Origin of the sequence: Janthinobacterium sp. 35 (assembly GCF_002754575.1) — a bacterium.
GTDB lineage: Bacteria > Pseudomonadota > Gammaproteobacteria > Burkholderiales > Burkholderiaceae_D > Janthinobacterium > Janthinobacterium tructae.
Genome location: NZ_PEFN01000001.1, coordinates 3,948,676 through 3,975,543, shown reverse-complemented (window position 1 = coordinate 3,975,543; position 26,868 = coordinate 3,948,676). Strand labels below are relative to the sequence as shown.

Sequence of the window (26,868 nt, the reverse complement as noted above, 5' to 3'; positions counted from 1 at the left end):
AACGCAGTCATGAAAGAAAAAGCCACCATCCGGGTATTCATCGCCGACGATCATGCGATCGTGCGCGAGGGCTTGAAGCAAATCCTCGCCGACACGAAGGACATCATCGTGGCCGGCGAGGCTGAAAATGGCCACGACGCCATCAAACTGTTCCGCGGCTCGAAATGCCAGGTGTTGCTGCTCGACATCTCCCTGCCCGACCGCAGCGGCATAGAAGTGCTCAAGCAAATCAAGAAGGAAAAGCCGGAACTGGCCGTGCTGATGCTCTCCATGCACCGCGAGGACCAGTACGCCATCCGTTCGCTCAAGGCGGGCGCGGCCGGCTACCTGACGAAACAGAGTGCGCCGCGCGAACTGGTCACGGCCATCCGCCAGGTGGCGCAAGGCTTGAAATACATCAGTGCCTCGCTGGCGCAGGAACTCGCCAACACGGTGGGCGAAGACCACGAGACAGCCTTGCACGACACCCTGTCGGACCGCGAATACCAGACCCTGGTCATGATCGCCTCAGGCAAGGCGGTGGGTGCCATTGCCGAAGAACTCAAATTGTCCGTGAAAACCGTCAGCGAATACCGCGCGCGCTTGCTGGTCAAGATGAAACTCAAGAACAGCGCCGAACTGACGCATTACGCCATCCGCAACCAGTTGGTGGATTGACGCCAAAGCGGCATGCCCGCTGGCATCGGGCGAATTGACAGGACTTCTCCTTGCTTCTCGCACAATAAGTTCTTTGCCAACTCGCCTATCATGGGGATAATGAGAAATATCTGAAAAGGCTGTGTCTACATGTCCAGTAAATTGCCATCTTCACCAGCAAGCGCTCCCGCTGGCGCCACGCACACCGCCGCCGCCGCGGCGATGAATCCGGCCGATATCGCCCGCGAAGCGTTTCGCCGCCTGGCCACGCGCCGCATCGCCCCCACGCCCAGCGCCTACCGCGATATCTACAATGAAATCGCCGGCATCAGCGAACCGGCCGATACGCCTGCCGCCCCGGCAGCCGTGCTGGCCGCCAGCGCTCCCACGGAGAGCGGCGCGGAAAACGTCCTGACACAGTTTGCCGCCAAGATGAGCGAATCGGCGGGCGAACTGGGCGACTTTGGCCGCCGTTTCCAGCGGGCACTGAAGGCGCGCGACTGGGACAGCTATGCGCGCACCCTGGCGCAGCTGGCGGAAAAACAAGTCAAGAAGGGCGGCGGCATCGAATTGCCGCCCCTGCCGGACGGCGAACAGACGCGCACCCTGCGTGAATTGCTCAGCCGCACCCTGGGCTTTGCCGTCGCCACCTTGCTGACGGGCACGCCCGCGCTGGTGGAAGAAGCCGAATCGCTGGGCGCGGCCATCAAGCTGGCGCACACGGAAGAGGCACTGAACGAAGCGGCGCTGCGCCTGAAGCAGCTGTGCTACCAGATCGAACTCAAAAGCGGCGATACGGCCGAGCAGCAGGAATTGCTGCTGCGCCTGTTCAAGTTGCTGCTGGACAACGTCAGCCAATTGCTCGACGACGACAGCTGGCTGCGCGGCCAGGTCGATGCCGTGCAAAACCTGATCGCCGGCCCGCTCGACCAGCGCGCGCTGGAAGACGCCACGCGCAGCCTGAAGGAAGTCATCTACAAGCAAAGCCAGCTCAAGCACAGCCTGTCCGACGTCAAACTGACGGTGAAGAACATGATGATGACCTTCATCGACCGCCTGGGGCAAGTGGCGGCCAGCACGGGCGACTTCCATGAAAAGATCGGCGGCTATTCGGAAAAGATCAGCCAGGCAGAAAATATCAGCGAATTGAACAGTGTTCTCGACGAAGTCTTGCGCGAAACGCGCATGGTGCAGAACGAAGCCCTGCGCGCACGCGACAAGATGGTGCTGGCGCGCCAGGAAGTACAGGATGCGGAACAGCGCATCCACACCCTGGAAGCGAAGCTCCAGCATATGAGCGAACTGGTGCGGGAAGACCAGCTGACGGGCAGCCTGAACCGCCGTGGCCTGGACGATGTGTTCGAGCGCGAGACGGCCCGCTCCGACCGCCGCGGCACGCCGCTGTGCATCGCCATGCTGGACCTGGACGATTTCAAGCGCCTGAACGACACCTATGGCCACCTGGCCGGCGATGCCGCCTTGAAACACCTGGTGAAAATCGTCAAGGAAACCCTGCGCTCGATGGACGTCATCGCCCGCTTCGGCGGCGAGGAGTTCCTCATCCTGCTGCCGGAAACCACGGTCGAAGCCGCTTCGTCGACGATGACGCGCTTGCAGCGCGAGCTGACCCGGCATTTCTTCCTGCACGACAACGAGAAAGTCTTGATCACCTTTTCCGCCGGCGTGGCCCTGCGCCTGCCCAACGAAGACCAGGCCGAGCTGGTCAAGCGCGCCGACCGTGCCATGTACCAGGCCAAGCAGACAGGCAAGAATCGCGTGGTGGTGGCCGACTGAACGGCAACTTGCAGGCTGTCGCACATCATGCCCACCTTACGGTGGGTTTTTTTTGGCCTGCGCCCGGCACGGGCGTACGGCGGCGCTGCAGCGGCCGACATGCGCCCCCTGTGGCAATCTGAAGATACTGAATATTATTTCTCATATTTAATTATTTACAACCCTAAAGTTTCTTCAAAGCGTGCCGTATATGCGTCCTCGCCTATGGCAACTTGAGGGGCAAAACAAAAAATATACTCGCTGTATTTCCCTAAACTTTCCAAGGCCCACTCCGTTAATGAATATAACTGCGGTGTGAGTGTCCCGGAAGGCAGGGGCAGACCAAGGTACAAGGCACATAGCCAAAACATATAGCAAGGAGCTTCAAAATGGCCTCAGTCATCAATACCAATACCGCGTCACTGAATGCGCAACGCAACCTGAGCACATCGCAGTCGGCCCTGTCCACGTCATTGCAACGCCTGTCTTCGGGTTTGCGCATCAATAGCGCAAAAGACGATGCTGCTGGCCTGGCGATTTCCGAGCGCTTCACCTCGCAAATCCGCGGTCTCGATCAAGCCAAGCGCAACGCCAACGATGGCGTGTCGCTGCTGCAAACGGCCGAGGGCTCGCTGGCTTCGACGGGCGACATTCTGCAACGCGTACGCGAATTGTCGGTACAGTCGTCAAACGCCACCAACTCGGCTGGCGACCGCAAGGCCATCCAGGCCGAGGTAGGCCAGCTGCTGTCGGAAGCTGACCGCATCTCGCAAACGTCGGAATTCAACGGCCTGAAACTGCTCGACGGCTCGTTCGGCACGGCATCGTTCCAGGTGGGCGCCAATGCTGGGCAGACCATCCAGGCCACGACCGCCAACTTCCGCACGAGTAACTACGGCAACAATCAGGTATCAACCACGGCCCCCGCCACGATAACAACTGGTACGGCGTACTCAGCAGGCACGTTCGACATTCAAGGCTTGCAGTCCAAGACCGTCAACGTCAAAGTAACGGACACGGCACAATCGCTGGCCGCAACCATCAATGGTTCGACTGACGCAACTGGTGTCACGGCATCTGCCACCACCAACGAGTCAGCAGCGTTTGTTGCTGGCAAGGTCTACTCGCTGGCCGTCAAATCCGACAATGCCACCACGGCAGCCAACGTGACCTTCACCGTGGGCGCAGCACTGAACGCATCTGGCCTGGCTTCGGCTGTCAGCGCGTTTAACGATGTATCATCGACCACCGGCGTGACTGCCAAGCTGAACTCCAACAACGACGGTCTGGTTTTGACCAATGCTTCAGGCAACAACATTACGCTGACAAACAACAGCACCGATGCTACCTCGCTGATCACTGCAGCATCGATCAATGAAGCTGGCACCGTTGGCACGACCGCATCGATCGCCGCCAGTGGTGGTTCGGCCGTCACGATGGGCTATATTTCGATGAACTCCGACAAGGGCTTCTCGATCGGTGGCACGGTAACGGCCAACAACGGCATTTCAGCAGGCGCCGCCAGTCTGAAAGCGGTCGCTGACATCGACGTATCGACCGTCAAGGGATCGACCGATGCGTTGAAGATTCTTGACGCAGCCCTGTCGAAGGTCAACAGCCAGCGCGCTTCCTTCGGTGCCTTGCAGTCGCGTTTTGAAACGGCTGTCAGCAACCTGGAATCGACCTCGGAAAACCTGTCGGCTTCCCGTAGCCGCATCCAGGATACCGACTTCGCATCGGAAACAGCCAAGCTGACGCGCGGCCAGATCCTGCAACAAGCTGGTACCGCGATGCTGGCCCAGGCCAACTCGCTGCCTAACGGCGTGCTGTCGCTGCTGCGCGGTTAATCACCGCCAGGCAGTACCGTAGCTTAGCCCTCCCCGGCCGGTCAGATGACGCATCTTGATCTGCCGGGGATTTTTCTTTAGAGGACAACATCATGGATATCCAGGCAACAGGCGGCGTCCCAGCCGCACTGCAGCAGCGTACCGCGGTCACGTCAGGCACCACCACTACCGCCAAGCCTGCGGCGCCGGCGGCCACGGACAGCAAGCCCACCGACAAGGCCGCCAGCAAGGAAGACGCGCAGTCCGAGCTGAGAGAGGTCAAGCAGGCCGTCAGCGACATCAACAAGGCCATGCAGTTCATGTCGCGCGAACTGGAGTTTTCGGTCGACACCGACAGCGAGCGCACCGTCGTCAAGGTGATCGACCAGCAAACGCGCGAAGTCATCCGCCAGATGCCCACCAAGGAAGCGCTGGAAATCGGCAAGGCACTGGAAAAAGTGCAAGGCTTGCTGATCCGGCAAACGGCGTAAGCCGCCCCCGTGTCACCGCCTTGGGCATAGGATAAACAGGCGACCAAATACCCCTCTAAAGTATGGATGAAATATGCCGTTAACCAGTTATATTCATGCATTCTCTAGGAGGTCATTGTGGCTGTCTCATCCCTCAGTACTGGTGGCGTCCTCGACGTAAATAGCCTGGTCAGTCAACTGATGACCGTGGAAAGCCGCCCCTTTGTCGCCATGCAGAACAAAGAGAAGGCCATCACCACCCAATTATCCGCCTATGGCACCCTGAGCGGCGCCGTCGGCGCATTCCAGACCACCGTCACCGCGCTGGCCGATGCCTCGAAATACAAGGTGGCCAACGCCACCACCTCGGACGACAAGGTCCTGACTGCCACCGCCGGCAAGGACACCGTCAAGGGTAACTACAGTGTCAACGTGGGCCAACTGGCGCAGGCGCAAACCATCAGCGCCGCCGGACAGGTCAGCACCAGCGCGCTGATCGGTTCTGGCGCCAGCACCGTGCTCACTTTTGACTTCGGCAGCGTCACGGGCGGCACCCTGGCCGACGGCAAGTATACGGGGGCCACTTTCGATCTCGATGCGACGCGCACGGCCCGCACCGTCACCATCGACAGCAGCAACAACTCGCTGCAAGGCATCCGCGACGCCATCAACAAGGCTGGCGTCGGCGTGACCGCCAGCATTATTTCCGACGGTAGCAGCACGCCGAACCGCCTGGTGCTGACCTCGGACAAGAGCGGCGAAACGTCGAGCATGCGCGTTTCCGTCGCTGGCGACCAGGACTTGAGCGATTTATTGTCCTACGCGCCAAACGGCACGCAGAACATGAAGCAAAGCAATGCTGGCCAAAATGCCAAACTGACCGTCAATGGCGTGGCCATCACCAGCCCGACCAATAACGTCGACAACGCCGTGCCTGGCGTGACGATGTCGGTACTGAAGATCGGCACCAGCAATGTCGGCGTCAGCATGGATACCTCCGGCATCAAGACGGCCCTGAGCAACTTCGTCAAGGCCTACAATGATCTCAATACCACCGTCAACGGTCTGACGGCCGTCACGCCCGACCTGAAAAAGGGTGCGGCGCGCACGGGCGGCCCGCTGGTGGGCGACTCGACCACGCTGAGCCTGCAGGCGAGCTTGCGCAAGATGTTTTCCAGCAACGTGCCTGGCTTGTCAGGCAGCGTGACGAGCCTGAGCCAGCTGGGCGTCGCCTTCCAAAAGGATGGCACGCTCAAGCTCGATACGGGCAAGCTGCAAACGGCCATCGACAAGAGTCCGGACGACGTGATCAAGCTGCTGGCCACCTCCGGTTCGACCAGCGACAGCCTGGTCAGCTTCGTCAGCTCGACCAGTAACTCGACGGTCGGCACCAAGGCCATCTCGATTTCCAAGCTGGCCACGCAAGGCACCCTGGCGGGCAGCGCGCCAGCGGCTCTGAACATCATCGCTGGCGTCAACGACAACCTCTCGATGACGATCAATGGCGTCAGCAGCAAGGCCACGCTGGTGCCGGGCAACTACACGGCGGACAGCCTGGTCAGCCATCTGCAGTCGCTGATCAATGGCGCCTCCGGCAGCACCGACAAAACTGTCGGCGTGACGGTCAAGCAGGAAAACGGCATCATCAGTATTACCTCGAACAAATATGGTTCCGCGTCGAAGCTGGAAATTACCGGCAACGGCGCCGATGGGCTGTTTGGCAGCCCGACCATGACCACCGGCGTGGACGTAGCGGGCACCATCGACGGCGCCGTGGCCGTTGGCAGCGGTCAGACCCTGACCGGTGCGCCCGGCTCGGGCAGCGCCGGCATTGCGGTGCTGATCAACGGCGGCCAGTTGGGCGGCCGGGGCACGGTAAATATTTCGAAAGGCGTCAGCGCGCTGTTTGCCAGCACGACCGACAGCTACCTGGGCACGGCCGGCCTGATTCAAAACAAGAATGACGGCTTGAACAAGAGCATTGCCGATATCACCAAGCAGCGCGATGCGCTCAATAGCCGCCTGACCCTGACCGAGGCGAGGCTGCGCAAACAATACAGTTCGCTCGACGTGAAGCTCAGTTCGATGAACAGCACCACCAATTATTTGACTCAGCAACTGGCGAAGCTGTCTTAGAGTTAACGCATATCTACTAGAGGAAAACGAATGTTTGGATCATCAAACAAAGGCGCGCAATCCTACGCCAAGGTTGGCCTGGAAACGGGCATAGGCGCCGCTTCCCCGCACAAGCTGATCGCCATGCTGTACGACGGCGCCCTGGTAGCCGTGCTGAGCGCGCAGATGCACATGAAAGCTGGCAATATCCCGGAAAAGGGCAAGTCCATTTCACGCGCCATGCAACTGATCGACCAGGGACTGCGCGCCAGCCTGGACAAGAATGCGGGCGGCCAGATCGCCGAAAACCTCGATGCGCTGTATGAATACATGGGCGCGCGATTGCTGACGGCCAACCTGAAAAATGACCTGAGCATCCTCGAAGAGATACAGCGCCTTCTGACCGACCTGCGCGACACCTGGAACGCCATAGGCACGCCTTCCGGCATGAATATTGCCGCTAGCGATGCATCTGTTACCAGCATCTCCAACTATGCGAGCGCCTGAACCATGATGACCAATCAAGAAGTCCTGACCACGTATGAAACCATGCAGACCCTGACGGGCCGGATGGTGACGGCCGCCAGCAACGCCGACTGGGACGCGTTCGAAGCGCTGGAGCAGCAAGTGAGCGCGCATGTAGAAGCGCTGAAAGCGAATGAAGCAAAAGTCGTGCTGGAAAGCGCCGGCCGCCAGCGCAAGGTCGCCCTGATCAAGCAGATACTGGAAGACGACCGCAAGATCCGCGACCTGACCATGCCGTGGATGGCGCATTTGTCCAAGCTGATCAACAGCACGGGCACCGAACGGCGCCTGGCCAACGCCTACGGCGTCTAAACGCAAGCGGGGGCGCCATGTTGCCGAAGATGGATGCCATCGGCATGCCGCCCCTGACACCGGTCAAGGGCGCGCGCCCGGCCGACGCCGTCGCCGACCCGCGCCAGGCCGAGTTCCAGCGCTCGCTGCAGGGACTGATCGGCAAATCCATGCAGGGCCAGGTGCTGGCGCGCATGGGCGATGGCAGCTACCTGGTGCGGGTGGCCGGCACGCCGGCCCGCATGCAGCTGCCCGCCGGCGCCCAGCCGGGCACCGAAATTCCCCTGACCCTGATCGGCATCAATCCCCGCCCCTCGTTTCAAATCGGCACTCACCGCGACCAGCCCGCCAGCGCCCTGCTGACGTATGCCGACGCGGAGGCCGAACCCGACGCCCTTGAAGCGCGCGGTCCCCACACCGGCGCCGCCCAGGCGGGCACGCGCGCCAGCAGCACGGCCGCCACCCTGCTCAGCCGCGCGCCCCTGACGCCGGCCAACTTGCTGCCCGCCCTGGCAGGCGATACGCCGGCGCCGGAACTGAGCACCACCGCGCGCGCCATCAGCAGCGTACTCAGCCAGGCTGAAAGCGTGCCCGGCGCGCCCCTGGCGCTGGTCGGCAAGACGCCGTTGATGGCCGCGCCGGGAGCCGATCCCGCCCAGGTGGCACAAAAGCTGCGCGACACGGTCGGCAGCAGCGGCCTGTTCTATGAATCGCACGTGGCCGAATGGGCCGAAGGCAAGCGCCCGCTGGCCTCGCTGCTGCTGGAACCGCAAATGCAAAAGGCCGCGCCGGGCGAGACGCCCAGGACGGGCACCGACCTGGCCTCGGCGCAACTGATCAATTTACAGCTGCATACGCACGAACAGGCGCGCGTGCAGTGGCAGGGCGAAGCCTGGCCCGGCCAGAAGATGCAGTGGGATATCAGCCAGGATACGCCGGAAGGACAGCAGCACGCTGGCACGCAGGACGACGAGGAAGCGACGGCCTGGCGCAGCAATGTGCGCTTCCAGTTCCCCCTGCTGGGCGACCTGGCCGCGCACGTGGTCTTGCAGGGCGGCCGGGTGGCCATCCAGCTGCAGGCCGGCAGCGACGCCAGCGCCGATACCTTGCGCCAGCATGCGGCGCGCCTGGAAGCGTCGCTGGACGCCGCCGGCTGGCCGCTGTCGTCATTGACGATCGCCGGCACGCCGGAGGCGGCCGGGCCAGCGGAAGCAGATGATGCTTGACGACACCAAGCGCAAGGTGCCGCAGACGGCCGTCGCCCTGGCCTACCAGAGCGGCACGCCGGCGCCCAAGGTGGTGGCCAAGGGCAGCGGCCTGATCGCGGACCAGATCATCAGCACGGCGCGCGAACACGGCGTCTTCGTGCATGAATCGAAGGAATTGGTGGCGCTGTTGATGGATGTCGACCTGGACCGCCAGATTCCACCCGGCCTGTATCGGGCGATTGCGGAACTGCTGGCCTGGTTATATCATATTGAATCTGCGAATGGCGGACCGATCCCGCCGCCGCCCGACACCAGCGTCCACCTCACCGATACATAGACAGGCATCAATGCAAGCACATATTATGGATTCCGGCCTCGAAAACTGGCATGACTTTGAAGTGGAATCGCGGCGGGAAATCGTCGCCTTGCTGCGCAGCATCAGCGAAAAGAACCAGCTAATCCGCATGCTGATCCATGGTGAATCCGATGTGTGCGTCACCTCCATCCTGGAAGTCGATGCCGACCACAATACCGTCATCCTCGACCGTTCCGTGAACAACGACCAGAACCGGCGCATGCTGGCCGCCAAGGGCATCTCGTTTGAAACGTCGCTAGACAAGATCCGCATCCTGTTTGCCAGTGCCCAGGTGCAAGAGTGCAATTACGGCGGCACACCCGCCTTGAAAATTGCCATTCCAGAAACATTGATCCGCCTGCAGCGGCGCGAGTATTACCGCATGACCACGCCCGTGAGCAATCCCGTGCGCGTCTCGATTCCCCTGCCACCCTCGCTGGGCGGCACCGACACCCTGTTTCCGCTGGCCGACATCAGCTGCGGCGGCATCGCCATCCTGGACAATAAACTGATACTGGGCGAGACCATCGGCAGGGACTATCCCGGTTGCCGCATCGACTTGCCTGACGTCGGCATCGTCACCGCCACCTTGCAAATTCGCAATTCGCTGGACATGACCCTGCTGAACAACAAGCTGAACCGCCGCCTGGGCTGCCAGTTCGTCGACCTGCCGCGCAGCATGCTGGCGCACGTGCAGCGCTATATCACGCGGCTGGAGCGTGAGAGGAATGCGCGCATGGCGGGGTTAGGTTAACACCTTACAAACCTACTGCGCGTCGCCATTTGCGGCCTGCGATGCTCACTGTACTAGAGTACAGTTCCGCTTCTCGGCCACAACTGGCTTCCGCTCGCTACGGTTTGTAAGGCGTTCGTGACATAGCAATACACTTGCCTGTATCAAACCTGCATATTCATGATCTCGTGATACGCCGATACGAGCTTGTTTCTCACCTGCACCGTCGCCTGGAATTCGATGCTCGATTTTTGCATCGACACCATCACATCCGACAGGCTGACCTTTTCGTCACCCATGGTAAAGCGCTGGCCCATCGCCGACGACGCCTTTTGCGCGCCGCTCACGGAATCGAGCGCGCTCTTGAAGGCATCGGCAAAATTCACCTTCGCTGCCGGCATTTCAGTCTGGATCGCCGGTATTTTCGCCTCCGGCCGCGTGGCCGCCGACTTCAGTTGCGCGATCATCGCCTCGATCCTGCTGCTATCGATACCGCCTGTTTTCACTTTGCCTCCCGATTCTGGTCTGCTTCATATCTGTTCCATGCCTGTTGCACCCAGAGAACAAAACCCTGGCTTGCAAGGCAACGACGGGTACAATAACTTCCGTCACATGTTGCCAGGGTTCCACAATACCAGCGCCAACGCCAGCCGCTCGGCCGAGCAGGCGGCAAAAGCGCCTTCTGTTTGGACGATTGAAGCGCGTGACAGTGGCGGATAATTCTGCATATCGCCCCTCCTCCCGAGGAAGCGGCCCCCACGCACCACCCAACACCCGTCAAACCACACGCCCTGGAAGGCAATCATGGCTGTAGCCGAAGAAATCGATGTGAACCGCATACCGCCGGAACCGGCGCCTGCCCGCTCGCCCGTGGAGTCCGTGCAAGCGTTCGCCAAGACGCCGATGGGCAAGAATTTCTTGCGCGGCCTGGGTGTGGCGGCACTGATCGCCATCGGCGTGGCCCTGTACATGTGGAACCAGCCCCCCGAATACAAGGTCCTGTTCTCCAACTATACGGACCGCGACGGCGGTGCCATCACCGCATCGCTGGACCAGCTGGGCATCAAGCACAAGTTTTCCGAAGGCGGCGGCGCCATTCTCGTGCCCACCGAGCAAGTCCACGATGCGCGCCTGAAACTGGCGGCGCAAGGCTTGCCGAAGGGCGGCAACGTGGGTTTCGAGCTGATGGAAAACCAGAAGCTGGGCGTCTCGCAATTCCTGGAACAGGTCAATTTCCAGCGCGCCCTCGAAGGCGAACTGGCGAAATCGATCGAATCGGTGTCCGCCGTCGACACGGCAAGAGTCCACCTGGCCCTGCCCAAACCGTCCGTCTTCGTGCGCGAACAGCAAAAACCGACGGCTTCCGTGCTGCTGAACCTGCATCCGGGCCGCGGCCTGGACCAGTTACAGGTCAGCGCCATCGTGCACCTGGTGGCGTCCAGCGTGCCGGAATTGCTTCCAGTCAATGTCACCGTGGTCGACCAGGCCGGCAGCTTGCTGTCGAACCAGGAAAAGGACAAGGACCGCGCCAACGGCATCAAGAGCCTGGACCCGAACCAGTTAAAGTACGTGCAGCAATTGCAGCAAAGCGTGATCAAGCAAGTCGAATCGATCTTGCTGCCCATCGTCGGCGAAGGCAATGTGCGCGCCGAAGCGACGGCCGACGTGGATTTCTCGCAAAGCGAGCAGGCGGCCGAAACCTACAAGCCGAACTCGCCGCCGGAAGCATCCACCATCCGCAGCCAGCAAACGAGCGAATCGACGGGCGCCGGCAATGCCAACCCGTCCGGCGTGCCGGGTGCGCTGTCGAACCAGCCGCCGGGCGTGGCCACGGCGCCGTTGACGGCGGAAGCGCCAGGCGCACCGGCCGGTGCAGCGACGGCACCGAGCCAGAAGGAATCGACGACAAATTACGAAGTTGACAAGACCGTGCGCTACGAGCAGAAATCCATGGGCGGCCTGCGCCGCCTGTCGGTGGCCGTCGTCGTCAACTACCGCCGCAGCTTCGACAAGGATGGCAAGGTCACGGTCAAGCCGATTTCGCCTGCCGAAATGGTGCAGATCAATAACCTGGTCAAGGAAGCGATGGGCTACAACAAGGAGCGGGGCGACAGCTTCAGCGTGGCCAACTCGCCGTTCGACGGCATCGACCGCGCGCCGGAAGGCAAGCTGGAGTGGTGGCGCGACCCGGCCAACCTGCCGCTGGCCAAGGAACTGGCGAAATTCCTCATCACGGCCCTGATCCTGTTGTATATCTTCATCAAGATCGTGCGCCCGATGCTGCGCCCCGTGATGCGCAAGATCGACGATTTCGGCGCGCCACCACCCGTCATCGAGCCGGAACTGGCCAAGGACGGCGCAGAAAACGAAGTCCTGCTCAGCGAAGCGGAGCTGGAAGAACTGGAAGAAGATACGGCCCGCGGTTATCGCGAAAACCTGGCGATGGCGAGGAAACTGGCACAGGACGACCCACGCGTGGTGGCCAACGTAATCAAAGCATGGATAGGCAATAATGAGTGAGACAACGGGACTGCAAAAAGCATCGATCCTGATGCTGGCACTGGGCGAGAGCGAAGCGGCCGAGGTCATGAAATTCCTCGGCCCGCGCGAAGTGCTGAAACTGGGCGCCGCCATGGCCACCATGAAGGGCATTGCGCACGAACAGGTGGTCGAGGTGCTCGACGACTTCCGCGCGCAGACGGAACTCAATTCCACCGTCGGCCTCGATTCGGACGAATACATCCGGCAAGTGCTGACCAAGGCGCTGGGCGACGACAAGGCGTCGGTGCTGCTGTCGCGCATCCTGGGCGGCAAGGATGCGTCCGGCATCGAATCGCTGAAATGGATGGATTCGCAATCCGTGTCCGAACTGATCCGCAACGAACACCCGCAGATCATCGCCACCATCCTGGTCCACCTGGAACGCGACCAGGCGTGCGAAATCCTCGGCCATTTCACGGACCGCCTGCGCAACGACGTGGTGCTGCGCATCGCCACCCTGGACGGCGTGCAGCCGGCCGCCTTGCGCGAACTCAACGATGTGCTGACGAAACTGCTGTCGGGTAACGAAAACATCAAGAAATCGTCGCTGGGCGGTGTGCGCGCGGCGGCCGAGATCCTTAACTTCATGAGCGGCGAGCAAGAAGGCTCCGTCATGGACAATATCAAGAACTACGACAACGACATGGCGCAAAAGATCATGGACGAAATGTTCGTGTTCGACAACGTGATCGACATCGACGACCGCGGCATCCAGTTGCTGCTGCGCGAAGTACAGTCGGAAATGCTGATCATCGCCCTGAAAGGTGCCTCGCAAGAGCTGCGCGACAAGATCTTCAAGAACATGTCGCAGCGTGCCGGCGAGATGATGCGCGAAGACCTGGAGTCGAAAGGCCCCGTGCGCCTGTCGGAAGTGGAGTCGCAGCAGAAACAGATCCTGCAAATCGTGCGCCGCCTGGCGGACGAAGGGCAGATAGTCCTGGGTGGAAAAGGCGAGGATTCGTTTGTCTAATTTAATACCCAAAGAGCAGCAAACCGCTTACCAGCGCTGGGAAATGACCTCGTTTGGCGACGAGCGTCCCAGCGTGGTGGCGGCGCGCAAGCTGCTCGAACCCGATCCTGAACCCGAATTCGACCCGGAAATGGATCCATACGGCGAGCTGTCGGAAGCAGAGCCGGCCGCGCCGCTGGAATACCCGACGCAGGAAGAACTCGACGCCATCCGCGAGGAAGCGCGCGCCACCGCCTTCGATGAGGGCCGCGCCGCCGGCTATGCGGAAGGCCACGCGGCCGGGCATGCCGATGGCCATGCCGAGTCATATGCGCAAGGCAAGGCCGCTTCCGCCATCGAGTTGGCGCATCTGCAAAGCATCGCCGTCGACTTCGGCACGGCCGTGCACCAGGCCGATGAACTGATCGCCAACGACGTCATGGAACTGGCCTTGCAACTGGCCAAGGCCATGCTGAAGACGGCCTTGCCCGTGCGCCCCGAGCTGATGCTGCCGCTGGTGCGCGAAGCCATCGAGTATTTGCCTGTGCTGCAACAACCGGCCTTGCTGATGCTCAATCCGGAAGATGCGCAAGTGGTGCGCGACGGCATCGGCGATGAACTCGACAAGGGTGGCTGGAGGGTCATCGAAGACCCGTCCGTGGAACGCGGCGGCTGCAAGATCGACACGGCCAGCAACCAGATCGATGCGCAAAGCTCCACCCGCTGGCAGCGCCTGACGCATGCGCTGGGCAAGGACCTGGACTGGCTGGCGCCGTGAGCGAGCCCGTCAAAGGCCCAACTGCCCATGCGGCGCGCTGGCGCGCCTACCTGAGCGACTGTTCGGCCGTGGTCGGCTTTGTGGAACCAATGCAAATATCGGGCCGGGTCACGCGCGTGGCCGGCCTGGTGATGGAAGCGGTGGGCCTGCGCCTGGCCGTCGGCGCCGCCTGCACCGTGCCGCTGCCCAATGGCGGCAGGGTCGAGGCGGAAGTCGTGGGCTTTGAAGGCGAGCGCCTGTTTTTGATGCCGCAAAGCGATGTCGAAGGCATCGTGCCCGGCACGCGCGTGTTTTCCGTCGAACCGGCCATCCCCCGTCCCGGCAGCGTGGCGCATCCGCGCCGCCGCCCCAGCGACCGCGCGCGCCACCTGCCCGTGGGACCGCAACTGCTGGGCCGCGTGCTCGACGGCGCGGGCCGTCCGCTCGACCAGCTCGGCCCCCTGCTCACGACGGACAGCGCCCCCATCAACGTTCGCCCCGCCAATCCGCTGGGCCGCGCGCCCATCGTGACCACGCTGGACGTGGGCGTGCGCTCGATCAATGCCATGCTGACCGTGGGCCGGGGCCAGCGCATGGGCCTGTTCGCCGGTTCCGGCGTGGGCAAGAGCGTGCTGCTGGGCATGATGGCCCGCTACACGGAGGCGGACGTGATCGTCGTCGGCCTGATCGGCGAACGGGGACGCGAAGTCAAGGAATTCATCGAGCAAATCCTCGGTGCGGAAGGCCTGGCCCGCTCCGTCGTCGTGGCGGCGCCGGCCGACACGCCGCCGCTGATGCGCCTGCAGGGCGCCGCGTATGCGACGGCCATTGCCGAGTATTTCCGCGACCAGGGGCAAAACGTGCTGTTGATCATGGATTCGCTGACCCGCTACGCCATGGCGCAGCGCGAAATCGCCCTGGCCATCGGCGAACCGCCCGCTACCAAGGGGTATCCGCCGTCCGTCTTCGCCAAGCTGCCCGTGCTGGTGGAGCGGGCCGGCAATGGCGAGGAAGGCGGCGGCTCGATCACCGCCTTCTACACCGTGCTGACCGAGGGCGATGACCAGCAAGACCCGATCGCCGACTCGGCGCGCGCGATTCTCGATGGCCACATCGTGCTGAACCGGCGCCTGGCCGAGGCGGGCCATTATCCCGCCATTGACATCGAGCAATCGATTTCGCGCGCCGCCCACTCGATCACCACGCATGAACACCAGCAGCAGGCGCGCAAGCTGAAACAGCTGTATTCGCGCTATGAACGCAGCCGCGACCTGATCAGCGTGGGCGCCTACAGCGCCGGCACCGACCCCGTACTGGACCAGGCCATCGCCCTGCATGAAAAGATCGAGGCGTTTTTGCAACAGCAAATCACCGAGCGGGTCAGCATGGACGAGAGCTTGGGGCAACTTACCGCTCTATTCGACTGATTAGGGCTTGCATGGCGGGAATATAATCAGGCATGGCTTCTCCTTCCCAACTTGCAACCCTGATCGACCTTGCCCAGCGCGAAACGGACGATTGCGCCAAGCGCCTGGGCGCGGCCCTGAAAGCGCTCGACGATTGCCGCCAGAAGCTCGACATGCTGTCCGGCTACCGCGACGACTATGCCCAGCGCTTCGAGGCGAGCATGAGCAACGGCATCACGCCCATGGCTTACCGCAATTTCCAGGCCTTCATGGTCAAGCTCGACAGCGCCATCCAGGGCCAGCAGCAGGTGGTCGAACATGCGCAAGCACGCAGCGAGAATGAAAAGATGCGCTGGCAACTGGCCGAACGCAAGCGCATGTCGTACACCACCCTGAACAATCGGGCGCAGGAACAGGCGCTGAAGCTGGAAAACAAGCGCGACCAGAAAGCAATGGATGAGCACGCGGCGCGACAAGCCTATTACAAACGCTAAGCAACACTGAGGCAGCATCATGCAAACCCAGCCAACACCGATTTCCCAGATTATCTCGCCAAACGCCACGCCGGGCACCGCCAACCGCAGCCAGGCGCCCACCAGCAGCACGGCGGGCGACTTCCAGCGCACCCTGAACCGCCAGATCGAGCAACGCCAGGCCAGCCGCAATATGGAGCAAGCGCAAGTACAAGCGTCGGCGGCAGCCCGCCCCGCCAGCCATGCTGCCATGCAGGCGCCGGCCAAGGACACGACGCCGGCGCACGCGGACACCACCGAACCGGCCACCAACAAGGAACAGCCATCCGCGCCCGCTACCAGCGACAGCGCCACGGCCGAGGCCGAGGCCAGCGTGCCCGCCGCGACAGTCCCGCCGCCTGCCGATCCGGCCGCCGAGATGCTGGCCCTGGTGGGCAGCATCCAGCTGGCAATCCAGCCGCCAGCGGCCAAGGCCGCGCCGGAACTGCCCGTGCGCTCCAGCGTCAAGACCGAGGGCAAGAACCTGGCAACAGGGGCCTTGCTGGCAGCCGGCCAGGGCAGCGGCAAGGCCGCCGCCACAGTCATCGCGCAAGCCGACAGCGGCGACTTTGCCGACAGCCTGGGCCTGGCCCAAGGCAAGACAAGCGCCACGCCAGGCACCAGCGTGCCGAGCGGCAAGGCCGAGCCGGGCAAGCTGGCCATCGATGCGCAGCTGGCGGCCACGGCCAAGGCTGGCAGCGCCGTGAGCGACGCGAGCATCAAGGAAGCACCTGCCGACCTGAGCCGCCTGGCGGCCCAGTTGCAGCCAGGCGCGCTGCAGCAGGCCGCCGCCGCTGTGGCCGTGCCGGCAGACAAGCTGACGGGCCGGGTCGGCACGCCGGCCTGGGACCAGCAGCTGGGACAGAAAGTCGTGTGGATGGCGGCCGGTGGCGACCAGAGCGCCACCCTGACCCTGAATCCACCCGACCTGGGACCTGTGCAAGTGGTCCTGACGGTCACCAATGACCAGGCCGATGCCGCCTTCATGTCGGCCCAGCCCGAAGTACGCCAGGCGCTGGAAGCGGCCATGCCGCGCCTACGCGAGATGATGAGCGAAGCGGGCATCGCCTTCGGCAGCGCCACCGTCTCGGCCGGCACGCCGGAACAGCAACACAATGGCGAGCGTGCCGCCTCGGGCGAACGCCGCGGCAATGGCCAGGGCGGCGGCGTCTCCGGTGGCGAGATCGCCATCGCGCCGGCTGCAGGCGGACGCAGCCGCCCCAGCCTGAGTGCAGTGGATACCTTTGCCTGAGGCCAATTCGTCGGCCGCAGGCCTCAGGCGCCTCCCAGAGAGTAACTTTTCGTCTAAAAACAGCGAGTTGAGGGCGCTTCCGCCCTCTTTTCACTGCATCCTTCTGCGCAGAATTTGCCGATAATGACATAATGGCGTCGTGATCCACTTCCATGCACTCGAGTACCATTGAAAGCAAATCCAAAAATGAAAGCAGATCCGAAAGCAGATGCAGGCCTGGCCCCCCCCGGCGCCTCGAAAAAGAAGCTTCTGATCATCGTACTGGCCTCGGTGCTGGTGGCTGGCGGCATCGGTGGTGGTGCAGCCTGGTACTTCCTGCATGGCAAGGCCGATAAAGAAGAAGCGGCGCCCAGCAAGAAAAAACATGCCGCTTCCAAGGCAGGCCCTCCCGTCTTCGTGCCCATCGACTCCTTCACCGTCAACTTGCAGCCGGAAAATGGCGAGCAATACCTGCAGATCGCCTTCACCTTGCAGGCGAGCAGCGCGGAAGAAATGGACTTGATCAAGGTCAACATGCCGAAAGTGCGCAGCCGCTTGCTGCTGCTGCTGTCCGGCAAGAAGGCATCCGAACTCAATACCGTGGAAGGCAAGCAGCAACTGGCGGCCGAAATCATCAATCAGGTGAACCAGCCGTTCGAGGACAAAGGGCCGGAGCAGGACGTGACGGACGTATTATTTACCGCATTCATCATTCAATAAGCAGCCATGGCCGATAATTTCCTCTCCCAGGAAGAAGTCGATGCCCTTCTGAAGGGCGTCAACGGAGACCAGGACGACGCGCAGGCGCCGGAAGATGTCACGGGAGTTCGTACCTACAACCTGGCAACCCAGGAGCGCATCGTGCGCGGCCGGATGCCAACGTTGGAAATTATCAACGAGCGTTTCGCCCGCCTGCTGCGCGTGGGCCTGTTCAACTTCCTGCGCCGCAGTGCCGAAGTGTCGGTGGGTTCCGTGCGCGTCTCGAAGTACAGCGAGTTCATCCGCAACCTGGTGGTGCCGACCAATCTGAACCTGGTGCACATGAAGCCGCTGCGCGGCACGGCCCTGATGGTCTTCGATCCGGGCCTGGTGTTCCTGCTGGTCGACAATCTGTTTGGCGGCGACGGACGTTTTCATACGCGTGTCGAAGGACGCGACTTTACGCAGACGGAGCAGCGCATCATCTTGCGCATCCTCGACATCGTCTTTGAAGCCTATACCAAGTCGTGGGAACCGGTCTTCCCCGTCGAGTTCGAATATATCCGCTCGGAAATGAACACGCAGTTCGCCAACATCGCCACGCCGAACGAGGTCGTCGTCGCCTCGACGTTTACGGTGGAACTGGGCTCCGTTTCCGGACAAATCCACTTCTGCATGCCGTATTCGATGATCGAACCGATCCGCGATTCGCTGACCTCGAGCCTGCAAGGCGAAGCGCTGGAAGTGGACAAGCGCTGGATCCGCCTGATGACACAGCAGATCCAGATCGCCGAAGTCGAACTGGTGGCGTCGCTGGGCACGGCGCGCGTCTCGTTCGACGAGATTTTGAACATGAAGGTGGGCGACATCATTCCGCTCAATATTCCCGAACTGATCGCCGCCACCGTCGACGGCGTGCCCGTGATGGATTGCACATATGGCGTGTTGAACGGACAATATGCGCTGAAGGTTGAAAAGTTATTGGCAAATTCCGATAACATGAATAATCACTAAATACCTACCCGGGCCGCGTTGCGGTCCGTATCTGTACAACAGGAGAAACACATGTCTGACAACCAAGACGACCAAAGCGCGGAAGACGATTGGGGCGCGGCCATTGCCGAGCAGGCCAAGGCGGAAGCCGAAGCGCTGCAAAATCAGGCCGCCAATACGGCCAGCGCGGCCAGCGCGGCCGTGTTCAAGGACTTTTCCAAGCAGGCGTCGAAGTCGGAAACGCACAACGATATCGATTTCATCCTCGATATCCCCGTGCAACTGACGGTCGAACTGGGCCGTACCAAGATCGCCATCAAGAACCTGCTGCAACTGGCACAGGGTTCCGTGGTCGAACTCGACGGCCTGGCGGGCGAACCGATGGACGTGCTGGTGAACGGCTGCCTGATCGCCCAGGGCGAAGTGGTGGTGGTGAATGACAAGTTTGGTATCCGCCTGACCGACATCATCACGCCTTCCGAACGCATCCGAAAATTGAATAAATGAAGCCTGGCCTGTTGATTTCCACCGTGCTGCCGCTCATGGCGGCATGCAGCATTGCGCTGGCGGCGCCCGCTTCGGCGCCCGTACTAGCTTCGGTCCCGGCCGAAACGGCGGCGCCCAGCGCAGCTGCCGAAGTGGCATCTGAAAAACCCGCCGCTGCAGCGGCACCCGCACCTGCCCTGCCCGCCATGCCGGCGGGCGCGCCCATGACGATGGCGCCGACGAGCTCGGCCGGCAGCTTGCTGCAAACCATCCTGGCGCTGGTGTTCGTGCTGGCCCTGCTGATCGGCCTGGCCTGGTTCATGAAGCGCTATGGCCCCAAAGTCATGGGCGGCAACAACAAGATGCGCGTCGTCAGCTCGCTCAATCTGGGCGGACGCGAACGCATCGTCCTCGTCGAAGTGGCCGACCAGTGGATCGTCGTCGGCGCCTCGCCCGGCCGTATCAACGCGCTGGCCACCATGCCGCGCCAGGAAGGCGAGTTGCCGCAACTGGCAACGACGCAAAACGGCCCCGCGGCCGCCAATTTTTCCGAGTGGCTGAAACAGACCATCGAAAAACGCAATGGGAAATAAGCAGCAGATGGCGTGGTCCCACGTAAAGACTCCCCTGATCTGGCTGCTGGCGGCCGCCGCCCTGGCCTTGCCGCTGTGGGCCATGGCCCAGCCGGGTATCCCGGCCTTCAACAGTACGCCGGCGCCGGGCGGCGGACAGAATTACTCGCTGCCGGTGCAGACGCTCATCCTGATGACGTCGCTCACCTTCCTGCCGGCGGCCCTCTTGATGATGACCTGCTTTACGCGCATCATCATCGTTCTGTCCCTGCTGCGCCAGGCCATTGGCACGCAATCGGCGCCGCCGAACCAGGTGCTGGTGGGACTGGCCCTGTTCCTGACCCTGTTCGTCATGGGCCCCGTGTTCGACAAGATTTATACGGATGCCTATCTTCCTTACCAGGAAAACAAGATCAGCATGCAGCAGGCGATGGACAAGGGCGTCGATCCCCTGAAAACCTTCATGCTCAAGCAGACGCGCCAGGCCGACCTGGCCCTGTTTGCCAAGATGTCGCGCTCGCCGGCCCTGCAAGGCCCGGAAGACGTGCCGCTGCGCATCCTCGTGCCCGCCTTCGTCACCAGCGAACTGAAAACGGCATTCCAGATCGGCTTTGCCATCTTCATCCCGTTTTTGATCATCGACATGGTGGTCGCCAGCGTGCTGATGTCGATGGGGATGATGATGATGTCGCCGGCGACGATCTCGCTGCCGTTCAAGCTGATGCTGTTCGTGCTGGTCGATGGCTGGCAATTGCTGCTGGGCTCCTTGTCTCAGAGTTTTTACTAGGGGAAGTACGATGACACCCGAAAGCGTCATGACCCTGGGCCGCCATGCGATGGAAATCACCCTGATGGTGGCCGCGCCCATGCTGCTCGTCGCCCTCATCATCGGCTTGATCGTGAGTATTTTCCAGGCGGCCACGCAGATCAACGAATCGACCCTGTCTTTCATCCCCAAGCTGGTCGGCATCTTTGTCGCCCTCGTCGTGGCCGGTCCGTGGATGCTGTCCGTCATGCTCGACTACATGCGCCAGGTATTTACCGGCATTCCGAACCTGGTGGGTTAGTGCAGCCACCATTGCCATGCTGACCCTGTCGAGCATCGAACTGAACACGTGGATCGCAGCACTGCTGTGGCCGCTTAGCCGCATCCTCGGCCTGATCGCGGCCGCGCCCCTGTTCGGCAATGCGGCCGTGCCGGCCAGCGTCAAGGTGACCCTGGGCGCGCTGCTGGCCATGATCATCGCTCCCACCGTGCCGGCCTTGCCGGCCGTCAACCCGATGTCCTTGCCCGGTTTGCTGATCCTGACGCAAGAGATGCTGGTGGGCCTGGCCATGGGCTTCTCCATCCGCATCGTGTTTTCCGCCGTCGAAATGGCCGGCGAGCTCAGCAGTCTCACCATGGGCCTGGGCTTCGCCTCGTTCTTCGACCCGCAAACCAAGGGCAGGTCTTCCGCCATCAGCCAGTTCCTCGTCATGCTGGCCACCTTGATGTTCTTGACAGTCAACGGCCACCTGGTCTTGCTGGCGGCGCTGGCGGAAAGCTTTGTCAGCCTGCCCATTTCATCGAGTCCCATCAGCGGCGGCGGTTTCCAGCAATTGGCGGCCTGGGGCGGGGAAATCTTCCGCTCCGGCCTGCAGATTTCGCTGCCCATCATCGCCGCCCTGCTGCTGACCAACGTGGCGCTGGGCATTTTGACGCGGGCCGCGCCGCAGCTGAACATTTTCGGTATCGGTTTTCCCGTGACCCTGGGCGTGGGCTTGCTGGTGATCAGCATGGTCCTGCCCTACCTGGCCACGCCCTTCCAGAATATGTTCCTGCGCGGCATAGAAACGGCGCGTTTGCTGCCGCGCGGCTTCGCCACGCGCGACCGGCCACCGCCGCCCGCGCCGTCGAATCCCCTGCGCCCGGCGCCGCCTGCGCCGGCAGCGCTGCCGGCGGCGCGCTGATCAGGGCTAGCCGCCCAGCGCGTGGCGCAGCAGCAGCGCCGACAGCACGAACATGGTGACGCCGATCAAGCCATCGAGCACTTGCCAGGCGCGGGGCCGCGCAAACCACGGCGCCAGCCGGCGCGCGCCATAGCCCAGCGCAGCAAACCACAGCAGACTGGCAGCGCTGGCGCCGGCGATAAACCAGCCGCGCAGCGCACCCGGCTGCTGGGCGCCAATACTGCCCACCAGCAATACCGTATCCAGATACACATGCGGATTGAGCAAGGTAAATGCCGCCGCCTGGGCCAGGATGGCGCCCAGGCCCAGTCCGGCACCGCCCTCGGCGGCGCGCAGCTGCTGCGGCCGGCGGGCGCGCCGCAGCGCTTGCCAACCGTAGACGGCAAGGAAAACGGCGCCGCCCAGCGCCAGTGCGCTGGCCAGCAAGGGGCGCTGTCCCAGCGCACGGGCCATGCCCAGCACGCCGGCGCCAATCAGCGCCGCATCGGCCAGCGCGCAAAACAGCACGATGGCGCCCACATGTTCGCGGCGCAAGCCTTGCCGCAAGACAAAGGCATTTTGCGAGCCGATGGCAACGATGAGTCCCAGACCCAGGGTCATGCCCTGGAAAAAGACGGAAAAAACGAGTGGGGTGGTGGCGGAGAGTGTCATGCGGCGATCTTGCCAGCCGCACGCAATGAAGGCAAACTACCTTTTCTACAGCAAGTTAAGGAAAACTTCATCCATGCTCGATTATGCCGCCCTGGGCGCCCTGGCCGCCGTCATCCGCGAAGGCAGTTTCGAGCGTGCGGCACGCGCCTTGCACGTGACGCCATCGGCCATTTCGCAGCGCATCCGCCTGCTGGAAGAGCGCGTCGGTTGCGCGCTGGTGATACGCGATCAGCCTTGCCGCGCTACGGAAACGGGCCGGCGCCTGTGCCAGCACGTGGACCAGGTACAACTGCTCGAGCAGGATTTGCAGGGGACCGTGCCGGCGCTGGCGCAGGCAGCACTGGGCGTGTCGCGCGCCACGCTGCCCGTCGCCGTGAATGCCGACAGCCTGGCCACTTGGCTGGCGCCCGCCATCGCCGCCTTCGCGGCCGGGCACCCGGTGCTGCTGCAAGTGGCCGTCGACGACCAGGACCATACGGCCGAGTGGCTGCGCAGCGGCGCCGTGCTGGCCGCCGTCAGCGCCACGGCCCGGCCCGCATCGGGCTGCAACAGCCGCCCGCTGGGCGACATGCGCTACCTGGCGGCTGCCAGTCCCGCCTTCCTGCAGCGGCATTTTGCCCATGGCGTGGGTGCCGCCAGCCTGGCCCTGGCGCCCAGCCTCGTCTTCAATGCCAAGGACGAGCTGCAATCGCGCTGGGTGCGGCGCCTGTGCCACCGGCATGTGGAATTGCCGCGCCATACCCTGCCCTCGCCGCACGCCTTCGTCACGGCCGGCCTGGCCGGCATGGGCTGGGGCTTGCATCCGCAGGCGCTGATCCAGCCTCATCTTGACAATGGCAGCCTGGTCGAACTGCTGCCCGCTACGCCCCTGGATGTGCCCCTGCACTGGCACACGGCACGCGCCGCGTCCGGCCTGCTCGACGGTTTGAGCGCAGCCATCCTGGCCGCCGCCAGCACGGGCCTGCTGCCGCCCTGATTGCCAGGCTCAGGGCTGGTCGCTGCTGAGCGCGAAACGCCAGTGCCGCACATCGACATTCAGCCGCAACTGGTGATGTTTGACCAGGTAGCGCACGCCGACCAGCGCCGCCGCCAGTCCCGACAGGGCGGCGATGCCCAGCGCCCAGCGCGGGCCGAAGGTATCGGCCACCCAGCCCACGACGGGTGCGCCCAGCGGCGTGCCGCCCGCCGAGATGGCCAGCAGGATCGCCATCACGCGGCCCCGCATGGCGGGCGCCGTCGACAATTGCACACTGCTGTTGACGCTGGTGGTAAACGTTTGCGCGGCGATGCCGATGACTACCAGCATCATGCCGAACAGCCAATAATTGGGCATCACGGCGGCCAGCGCGCAGGCCAGGCCGAACAGCGCCGCCGCCCCCAGCAGCAAGGCCAGCGTAGGCTGGCCACGGCCCGCCGCCAGCAGCGCGCCGGCCACGGAGCCGCACGCCATGATGGAACTGAGCACGCCATACTGACCGGCGCCCGCATGGAAGGCCGTGACCGACATGGTCGAGAGGAAAATCGGGAAATTCAAGCCGAAGGTGCCGATCAGGAACAGCATCAGCAGGATGGCCATCAGGTCGGGCCGCTGGCGCACGTAGCGGAAACCCTCGCCCAGGCTGGCGCGCGTGGCCTTGATACGCGGTGCGCGGCGCAGCAATTGCACGCGCAGCAGCAACAACGAACCGATCACGGCCGCAAACGAGGCGGCGTTGATGATGAAGACCCAGCCGCTGCCGACGCTGCTGATCAGCAGCCCAGCTACCGCGGGGCCCAGCATGCGCGCCGCATTGAACGAGGTGGAATTGAGCGCCACGGCGTTCGTTAAATCTTCCTCGCCGACGATTTCGGCAACAAACGTCTGGCGCACGGGCGAATCGAAGGCCGTCACGCAGCCCAGCAGGAAAGCAAACACGTATACATGCCACAGTTGTACCAGGCCGCTGATGCACAAGATCCCGAGTCCCAGCGCCAGCAAGCCCATGGCCGCCTGCGTGCACAGCAGCAATTTCCTGCGGTCGAGCAAGTCGGCTGCCATGCCCGTCAGGGGCAGCAACAGCAGTTGCGGGCCGAATTGCAAGGCCATCACGATACCGACGGCGCTGGCATTGTGCTGCGTCAATTCGCTCAGCACCAGCCAATCCTGCGCCGTGCGCTGCATCCAGGTGCCGATATTCGACACCAGGGCGCCACCGGCCCAGATACGGTAATTGGGAATGCGTAGCGAACGGAAAGTGTTGTTCATCTGGGCGTGCGGGCTCCTTGCCAGGTTGTGGGATACATCAGCGGATCATTCCGCCAAGCGTTTGAGTAAGGCCACTGCATGGTTCAGTTCGGTAACTTCGTCCGGCGTGAGCCGGGTTTCAATGGTGCGCGCCAGCCAGTCTTCGCGCGCGGCGCGGCTGGCCGCGATCCAGGTACGGCAACTGTCCGTCAGGGTCAATAGCGTCTGCCGGCCATCCGCCGGGTCGGGCGAGCCCGTCACCATGCGCGCTTGCGTCAACGCTTGCACGGTGGCGGCCATCGACTGGGGCCGCATGCCTTCGGCGCGCGCCAGGCTGCTGGCCGTGGCCGGGCCATCGCGCTCGAGGCGGCTCAGCACGGATGCCTGCGACATGCTGACATCGCCCAGATGCGCTTCTTCGCGCAGGCGGCGGCGCAGCTTGCCGACCAGGATGCGCAATTCGCCGGCCAGTTGCAGCACGTGATCGTGATCGTGGTGTTCTTCTTGTGGGGTGCTCATGGTAGCCGTGGGGTGGTTCAACGGCCATCAGTATAACAGATAGGCAGGTAGACTGCACAGTTTGCCTGTCCATCTTATCAAGACGGCCATTTTGCGCACGTAAAAAAGCCGGGGCGGGAGGTATTCTCCCTGCCCCGGCTTGCCGGTCATCGAGCCGATATCGAGCGCTTAGTTGATGTAATTGAACAGCGACAGGCCCGAGATCGAGGTGAACGTTTTCTGCGCCGCCTGCAGGGTCACCTGCTGCTGGGTGAAGGTGGAAATGGCTTTCACCATGTCCAGGTCCTGCAGGTCCGACAGGGTGGTGGCGTACTGGAGGTCGAGATCGTCGCCTGCGCTGTCAAGATAATCGAGCTCCTTCATGCGCGCGCCCACTTCGGTGCGCACCGACAGCACATTGTCGTAAGCCGTGTCGAGTATATTGTGGGCCGCGCTCAAGCCATTCGCCAGGCGCGCCTGGCCCGCGTCGCCAGTGGTCGTCTGGCGCAGCACGCCGATCAGGTTTTTCACGGTGGTAAACAGCGATTCCTTGGCGCTCGGCTCCAGCGTAAAGCTGTCCTGGTCGGCCGGCGCACCCGTGATGTTGACTTGCTGGCCGGCGAAGGAGATGGTGTCGCCGCTCTTGTAGGGGATGGGCACGGCGGGATTCGGCACCGTCTGGCCCAAGGTCGCGTCGGTGATGGTGTACGTGGTGACGGCAGCGGTACCCGTGCCCGCGACCTTGAAGTCGATGGAATATTTATGTCCCGTCAATGCCGTCGCGTCCGTCACCGTGCCGCTGGAAACGATGCCGGAACCGCCGCGCGCGAAGTTGCCGGCGGCGGCGGCCGTGGTGAACTTGCCGTTGCCGGTCAGGTTGTTTTCAAAGACGGTGGCGCCGGAATCGCTGGTCGCCAGGTAGCGCGCCGAGCCCACCTGCAATTCACGCTGGCCCTGGTCGCCCACATAGGTGGCGCCCGTCGGCGTCTGGCTGAATGGCTGGGTAGTGGATTTATAGCCGGAAAACAGGTAGCCGCCGGCGCCGTCGGCCGTGTTGGCGATGCCCAGCAAGTCGGTCAGCCGCCCTTCCAGTTCCTTCGCCAGGGTGTCGCGGTCGACGTCTTTCAGCGCGGGATTGCCGGCCTTGACGACCAGGTCTTTCACGTCCGCAATCAGTGAACCCGTGCTGGCCAGCGCCAGCTCTTCCTGTGACAGGAAATTCTTCGCATTCGAACGGTTCGTCACGAACTGCGTATTGATCGATTGCGACTGCGTCACTTCCAGCGCGCGCGCCGAGGCGATCGGATCGTCGGCAGGCGTCAGGTTGCGGCGGTTCGCCGACAGCTGCATCTGCGTACGGTTCAGGGCGCCCTGCAGATTGTTCAGCTGCGAACTGCCCTGGTCATAAATCATTCGTGTGCTGATGCGCATGATGCTGCCCTTCCAGAAAGCCGCCGCGCGCTATGT

The 26,868-nt window shown here is 62.8% G+C and carries 30 protein-coding genes; 25 read left to right on the top strand and 5 right to left on the bottom strand.

The genetic code is table 11. From position 1 onward, the window contains the following. Nucleotides 1–9 precede the first annotated feature (9 nt). The 10 genes from CLU93_RS17725 (at nt 10) to CLU93_RS17680 (ending at nt 9,953) form a co-directional block, all read left to right on the top strand. Nucleotides 10–657: a response regulator gene (locus CLU93_RS17725; protein ID WP_034753998.1), complete on the top strand. Its 648-nt coding sequence runs from the start codon at nt 10–12 to the stop codon at nt 655–657. A 201-nt stretch (nt 658–858) separates the two neighbouring features. Continuing rightward, a complete protein-coding gene (locus CLU93_RS17720) occupies nt 859–2,430 on the top strand; it encodes a GGDEF domain-containing protein (protein ID WP_099762596.1) in 1,572 nt (523 codons plus the stop codon). Nucleotides 2,431–2,798: 368 nt separating this feature from the next. Beyond that, nucleotides 2,799–4,256 carry a flagellin N-terminal helical domain-containing protein gene (locus CLU93_RS17715; protein WP_099762593.1) on the top strand — a complete coding sequence of 486 codons (1,458 nt, stop codon included), beginning with the start codon at nt 2,799–2,801 and terminating at the stop codon, nt 4,254–4,256. A 92-nt stretch (nt 4,257–4,348) separates the two neighbouring features. Beyond that, nucleotides 4,349–4,726 (top strand): flagellar protein FlaG, encoded by a 378-nt coding sequence (locus CLU93_RS17710; RefSeq protein ID WP_099762591.1) that lies wholly within the window; start codon nt 4,349–4,351, stop codon nt 4,724–4,726. A 117-nt stretch (nt 4,727–4,843) separates the two neighbouring features. Then, nucleotides 4,844–6,841, top strand: coding sequence for a flagellar filament capping protein FliD (fliD, locus tag CLU93_RS17705; RefSeq protein WP_143451757.1), 1,998 nt, complete (start codon nt 4,844–4,846; stop codon nt 6,839–6,841). Between the two features lie 30 nt (nt 6,842–6,871). Next, nucleotides 6,872–7,327 carry a flagellar export chaperone FliS gene (gene fliS, locus CLU93_RS17700; protein WP_099762585.1) on the top strand — a complete coding sequence of 152 codons (456 nt, stop codon included), beginning with the start codon at nt 6,872–6,874 and terminating at the stop codon, nt 7,325–7,327. Between the two features lie 3 nt (nt 7,328–7,330). Continuing rightward, nucleotides 7,331–7,657, top strand: coding sequence for a flagellar protein FliT (locus CLU93_RS17695; protein ID WP_099762582.1), 327 nt, complete (start codon nt 7,331–7,333; stop codon nt 7,655–7,657). 17 nt (nt 7,658–7,674) lie between these two features. Continuing rightward, entirely contained in the window at nt 7,675–8,862 is a 1,188-nt protein-coding gene (gene fliK, locus CLU93_RS17690) for a flagellar hook-length control protein FliK (protein WP_099762580.1), read from the top strand. Next, nucleotides 8,855–9,181 (top strand): EscU/YscU/HrcU family type III secretion system export apparatus switch protein, encoded by a 327-nt coding sequence (locus CLU93_RS17685; RefSeq protein WP_099764446.1) that lies wholly within the window; start codon nt 8,855–8,857, stop codon nt 9,179–9,181. The genes fliK and CLU93_RS17685 overlap by 8 nt, the downstream gene beginning before the upstream one ends. Before the next feature lie 25 nt (nt 9,182–9,206). After that, the gene (locus CLU93_RS17680) at nt 9,207–9,953 is read left to right on the top strand and encodes a flagellar brake protein (protein WP_099762578.1); all 747 of its coding nucleotides are present in this window, start codon (nt 9,207–9,209) and stop codon (nt 9,951–9,953) included. A gap of 143 nt (nt 9,954–10,096) precedes the next feature. Here CLU93_RS17680 and fliE read toward each other — a convergent pair whose 3' ends face one another. Beyond that, nucleotides 10,097–10,399 carry a flagellar hook-basal body complex protein FliE gene (gene fliE / locus CLU93_RS17675; protein WP_243420430.1) on the bottom strand — a complete coding sequence of 101 codons (303 nt, stop codon included), beginning with the start codon at nt 10,397–10,399 and terminating at the stop codon, nt 10,097–10,099. Here fliE and CLU93_RS28610 point away from each other — a divergent pair. The 14 genes from CLU93_RS28610 to fliR all read left to right on the top strand — a co-directional run bounded on the left by CLU93_RS28610 (nt 10,296) and on the right by fliR (nt 22,028). Then, nucleotides 10,296–10,652 (top strand): hypothetical protein, encoded by a 357-nt coding sequence (locus CLU93_RS28610; protein ID WP_243136610.1) that lies wholly within the window; start codon nt 10,296–10,298, stop codon nt 10,650–10,652. The two genes, fliE and CLU93_RS28610, sit on opposite strands and share 104 nt — an antisense overlap. An 84-nt stretch (nt 10,653–10,736) precedes the next feature. Next, the gene (fliF, locus tag CLU93_RS17665) at nt 10,737–12,452 is read left to right on the top strand and encodes a flagellar basal-body MS-ring/collar protein FliF (protein ID WP_099762571.1); all 1,716 of its coding nucleotides are present in this window, start codon (nt 10,737–10,739) and stop codon (nt 12,450–12,452) included. Further along, entirely contained in the window at nt 12,445–13,443 is a 999-nt protein-coding gene (fliG, locus tag CLU93_RS17660; RefSeq protein WP_071075865.1) for a flagellar motor switch protein FliG, read from the top strand. The genes fliF and fliG overlap by 8 nt, the downstream gene beginning before the upstream one ends. A gap of 43 nt (nt 13,444–13,486) precedes the next feature. Further along, complete coding sequence (locus tag CLU93_RS17655; protein WP_099762569.1) at nt 13,487–14,200, top strand: flagellar assembly protein FliH; 714 nt, start codon at nt 13,487–13,489, stop codon at nt 14,198–14,200. An 89-nt stretch (nt 14,201–14,289) separates the two neighbouring features. Then, entirely contained in the window at nt 14,290–15,606 is a 1,317-nt protein-coding gene (gene fliI / locus CLU93_RS17650) for a flagellar protein export ATPase FliI (RefSeq protein WP_243136568.1), read from the top strand. A gap of 32 nt (nt 15,607–15,638) precedes the next feature. Beyond that, the gene (gene fliJ, locus CLU93_RS17645) at nt 15,639–16,079 is read left to right on the top strand and encodes a flagellar export protein FliJ (RefSeq protein ID WP_071075863.1); all 441 of its coding nucleotides are present in this window, start codon (nt 15,639–15,641) and stop codon (nt 16,077–16,079) included. Between the two features lie 19 nt (nt 16,080–16,098). After that, nucleotides 16,099–17,349 carry a flagellar hook-length control protein FliK gene (locus CLU93_RS17640; RefSeq protein WP_099762565.1) on the top strand — a complete coding sequence of 417 codons (1,251 nt, stop codon included), beginning with the start codon at nt 16,099–16,101 and terminating at the stop codon, nt 17,347–17,349. A 186-nt stretch (nt 17,350–17,535) separates the two neighbouring features. After that, nucleotides 17,536–18,048: a flagellar basal body-associated protein FliL gene (gene fliL / locus CLU93_RS17635; protein ID WP_071075861.1), complete on the top strand. Its 513-nt coding sequence runs from the start codon at nt 17,536–17,538 to the stop codon at nt 18,046–18,048. 6 nt (nt 18,049–18,054) lie between these two features. Further along, nucleotides 18,055–19,041 (top strand): flagellar motor switch protein FliM, encoded by a 987-nt coding sequence (gene fliM, locus CLU93_RS17630; protein WP_071075860.1) that lies wholly within the window; start codon nt 18,055–18,057, stop codon nt 19,039–19,041. A 51-nt stretch (nt 19,042–19,092) separates the two neighbouring features. Further along, on the top strand, nt 19,093–19,527 hold the full coding sequence (gene fliN, locus CLU93_RS17625; protein WP_034754038.1) for a flagellar motor switch protein FliN: 435 nt from the start codon (nt 19,093–19,095) through the stop codon (nt 19,525–19,527). After that, nucleotides 19,524–20,099, top strand: coding sequence for a flagellar biosynthetic protein FliO (gene fliO / locus CLU93_RS17620; protein ID WP_099762564.1), 576 nt, complete (start codon nt 19,524–19,526; stop codon nt 20,097–20,099). The genes fliN and fliO overlap by 4 nt, the downstream gene beginning before the upstream one ends. A 7-nt stretch (nt 20,100–20,106) precedes the next feature. Next, nucleotides 20,107–20,865, top strand: coding sequence for a flagellar type III secretion system pore protein FliP (fliP, locus tag CLU93_RS17615; protein WP_099764445.1), 759 nt, complete (start codon nt 20,107–20,109; stop codon nt 20,863–20,865). A gap of 10 nt (nt 20,866–20,875) precedes the next feature. Then, nucleotides 20,876–21,145: a flagellar biosynthesis protein FliQ gene (gene fliQ / locus CLU93_RS17610; protein WP_099762562.1), complete on the top strand. Its 270-nt coding sequence runs from the start codon at nt 20,876–20,878 to the stop codon at nt 21,143–21,145. 16 nt (nt 21,146–21,161) lie between these two features. Then, nucleotides 21,162–22,028: a flagellar biosynthetic protein FliR gene (gene fliR / locus CLU93_RS17605; RefSeq protein WP_099762560.1), complete on the top strand. Its 867-nt coding sequence runs from the start codon at nt 21,162–21,164 to the stop codon at nt 22,026–22,028. A gap of 6 nt (nt 22,029–22,034) precedes the next feature. Here the strand turns inward: fliR and CLU93_RS17600 are convergent, their stop codons facing one another. Next, nucleotides 22,035–22,679, bottom strand: a complete 645-nt coding sequence (locus CLU93_RS17600) for a LysE/ArgO family amino acid transporter (protein ID WP_099762558.1) — start codon at nt 22,677–22,679, stop codon at nt 22,035–22,037. A 73-nt stretch (nt 22,680–22,752) separates the two neighbouring features. Between CLU93_RS17600 and CLU93_RS17595 the strand changes: the two genes are divergently transcribed. Beyond that, nucleotides 22,753–23,655 (top strand): LysR family transcriptional regulator ArgP, encoded by a 903-nt coding sequence (locus CLU93_RS17595; protein ID WP_099762556.1) that lies wholly within the window; start codon nt 22,753–22,755, stop codon nt 23,653–23,655. 9 nt (nt 23,656–23,664) lie between these two features. On the opposite strand, the gene CLU93_RS17590 is transcribed toward CLU93_RS17595, so the two are convergent. The 3 genes from CLU93_RS17590 to flgL all read right to left on the bottom strand — a co-directional run bounded on the left by CLU93_RS17590 (nt 23,665) and on the right by flgL (nt 26,832). Beyond that, nucleotides 23,665–24,924: an MFS transporter gene (locus tag CLU93_RS17590; RefSeq protein ID WP_099762554.1), complete on the bottom strand. Its 1,260-nt coding sequence runs from the start codon at nt 24,922–24,924 to the stop codon at nt 23,665–23,667. Nucleotides 24,925–24,969: 45 nt separating this feature from the next. Then, entirely contained in the window at nt 24,970–25,422 is a 453-nt protein-coding gene (locus tag CLU93_RS17585; protein WP_099762552.1) for a MarR family winged helix-turn-helix transcriptional regulator, read from the bottom strand. Nucleotides 25,423–25,590: 168 nt separating this feature from the next. Beyond that, a complete protein-coding gene (gene flgL, locus CLU93_RS17580; protein WP_180287874.1) occupies nt 25,591–26,832 on the bottom strand; it encodes a flagellar hook-associated protein FlgL in 1,242 nt (413 codons plus the stop codon). Nucleotides 26,833–26,868 lie beyond the last annotated feature (36 nt).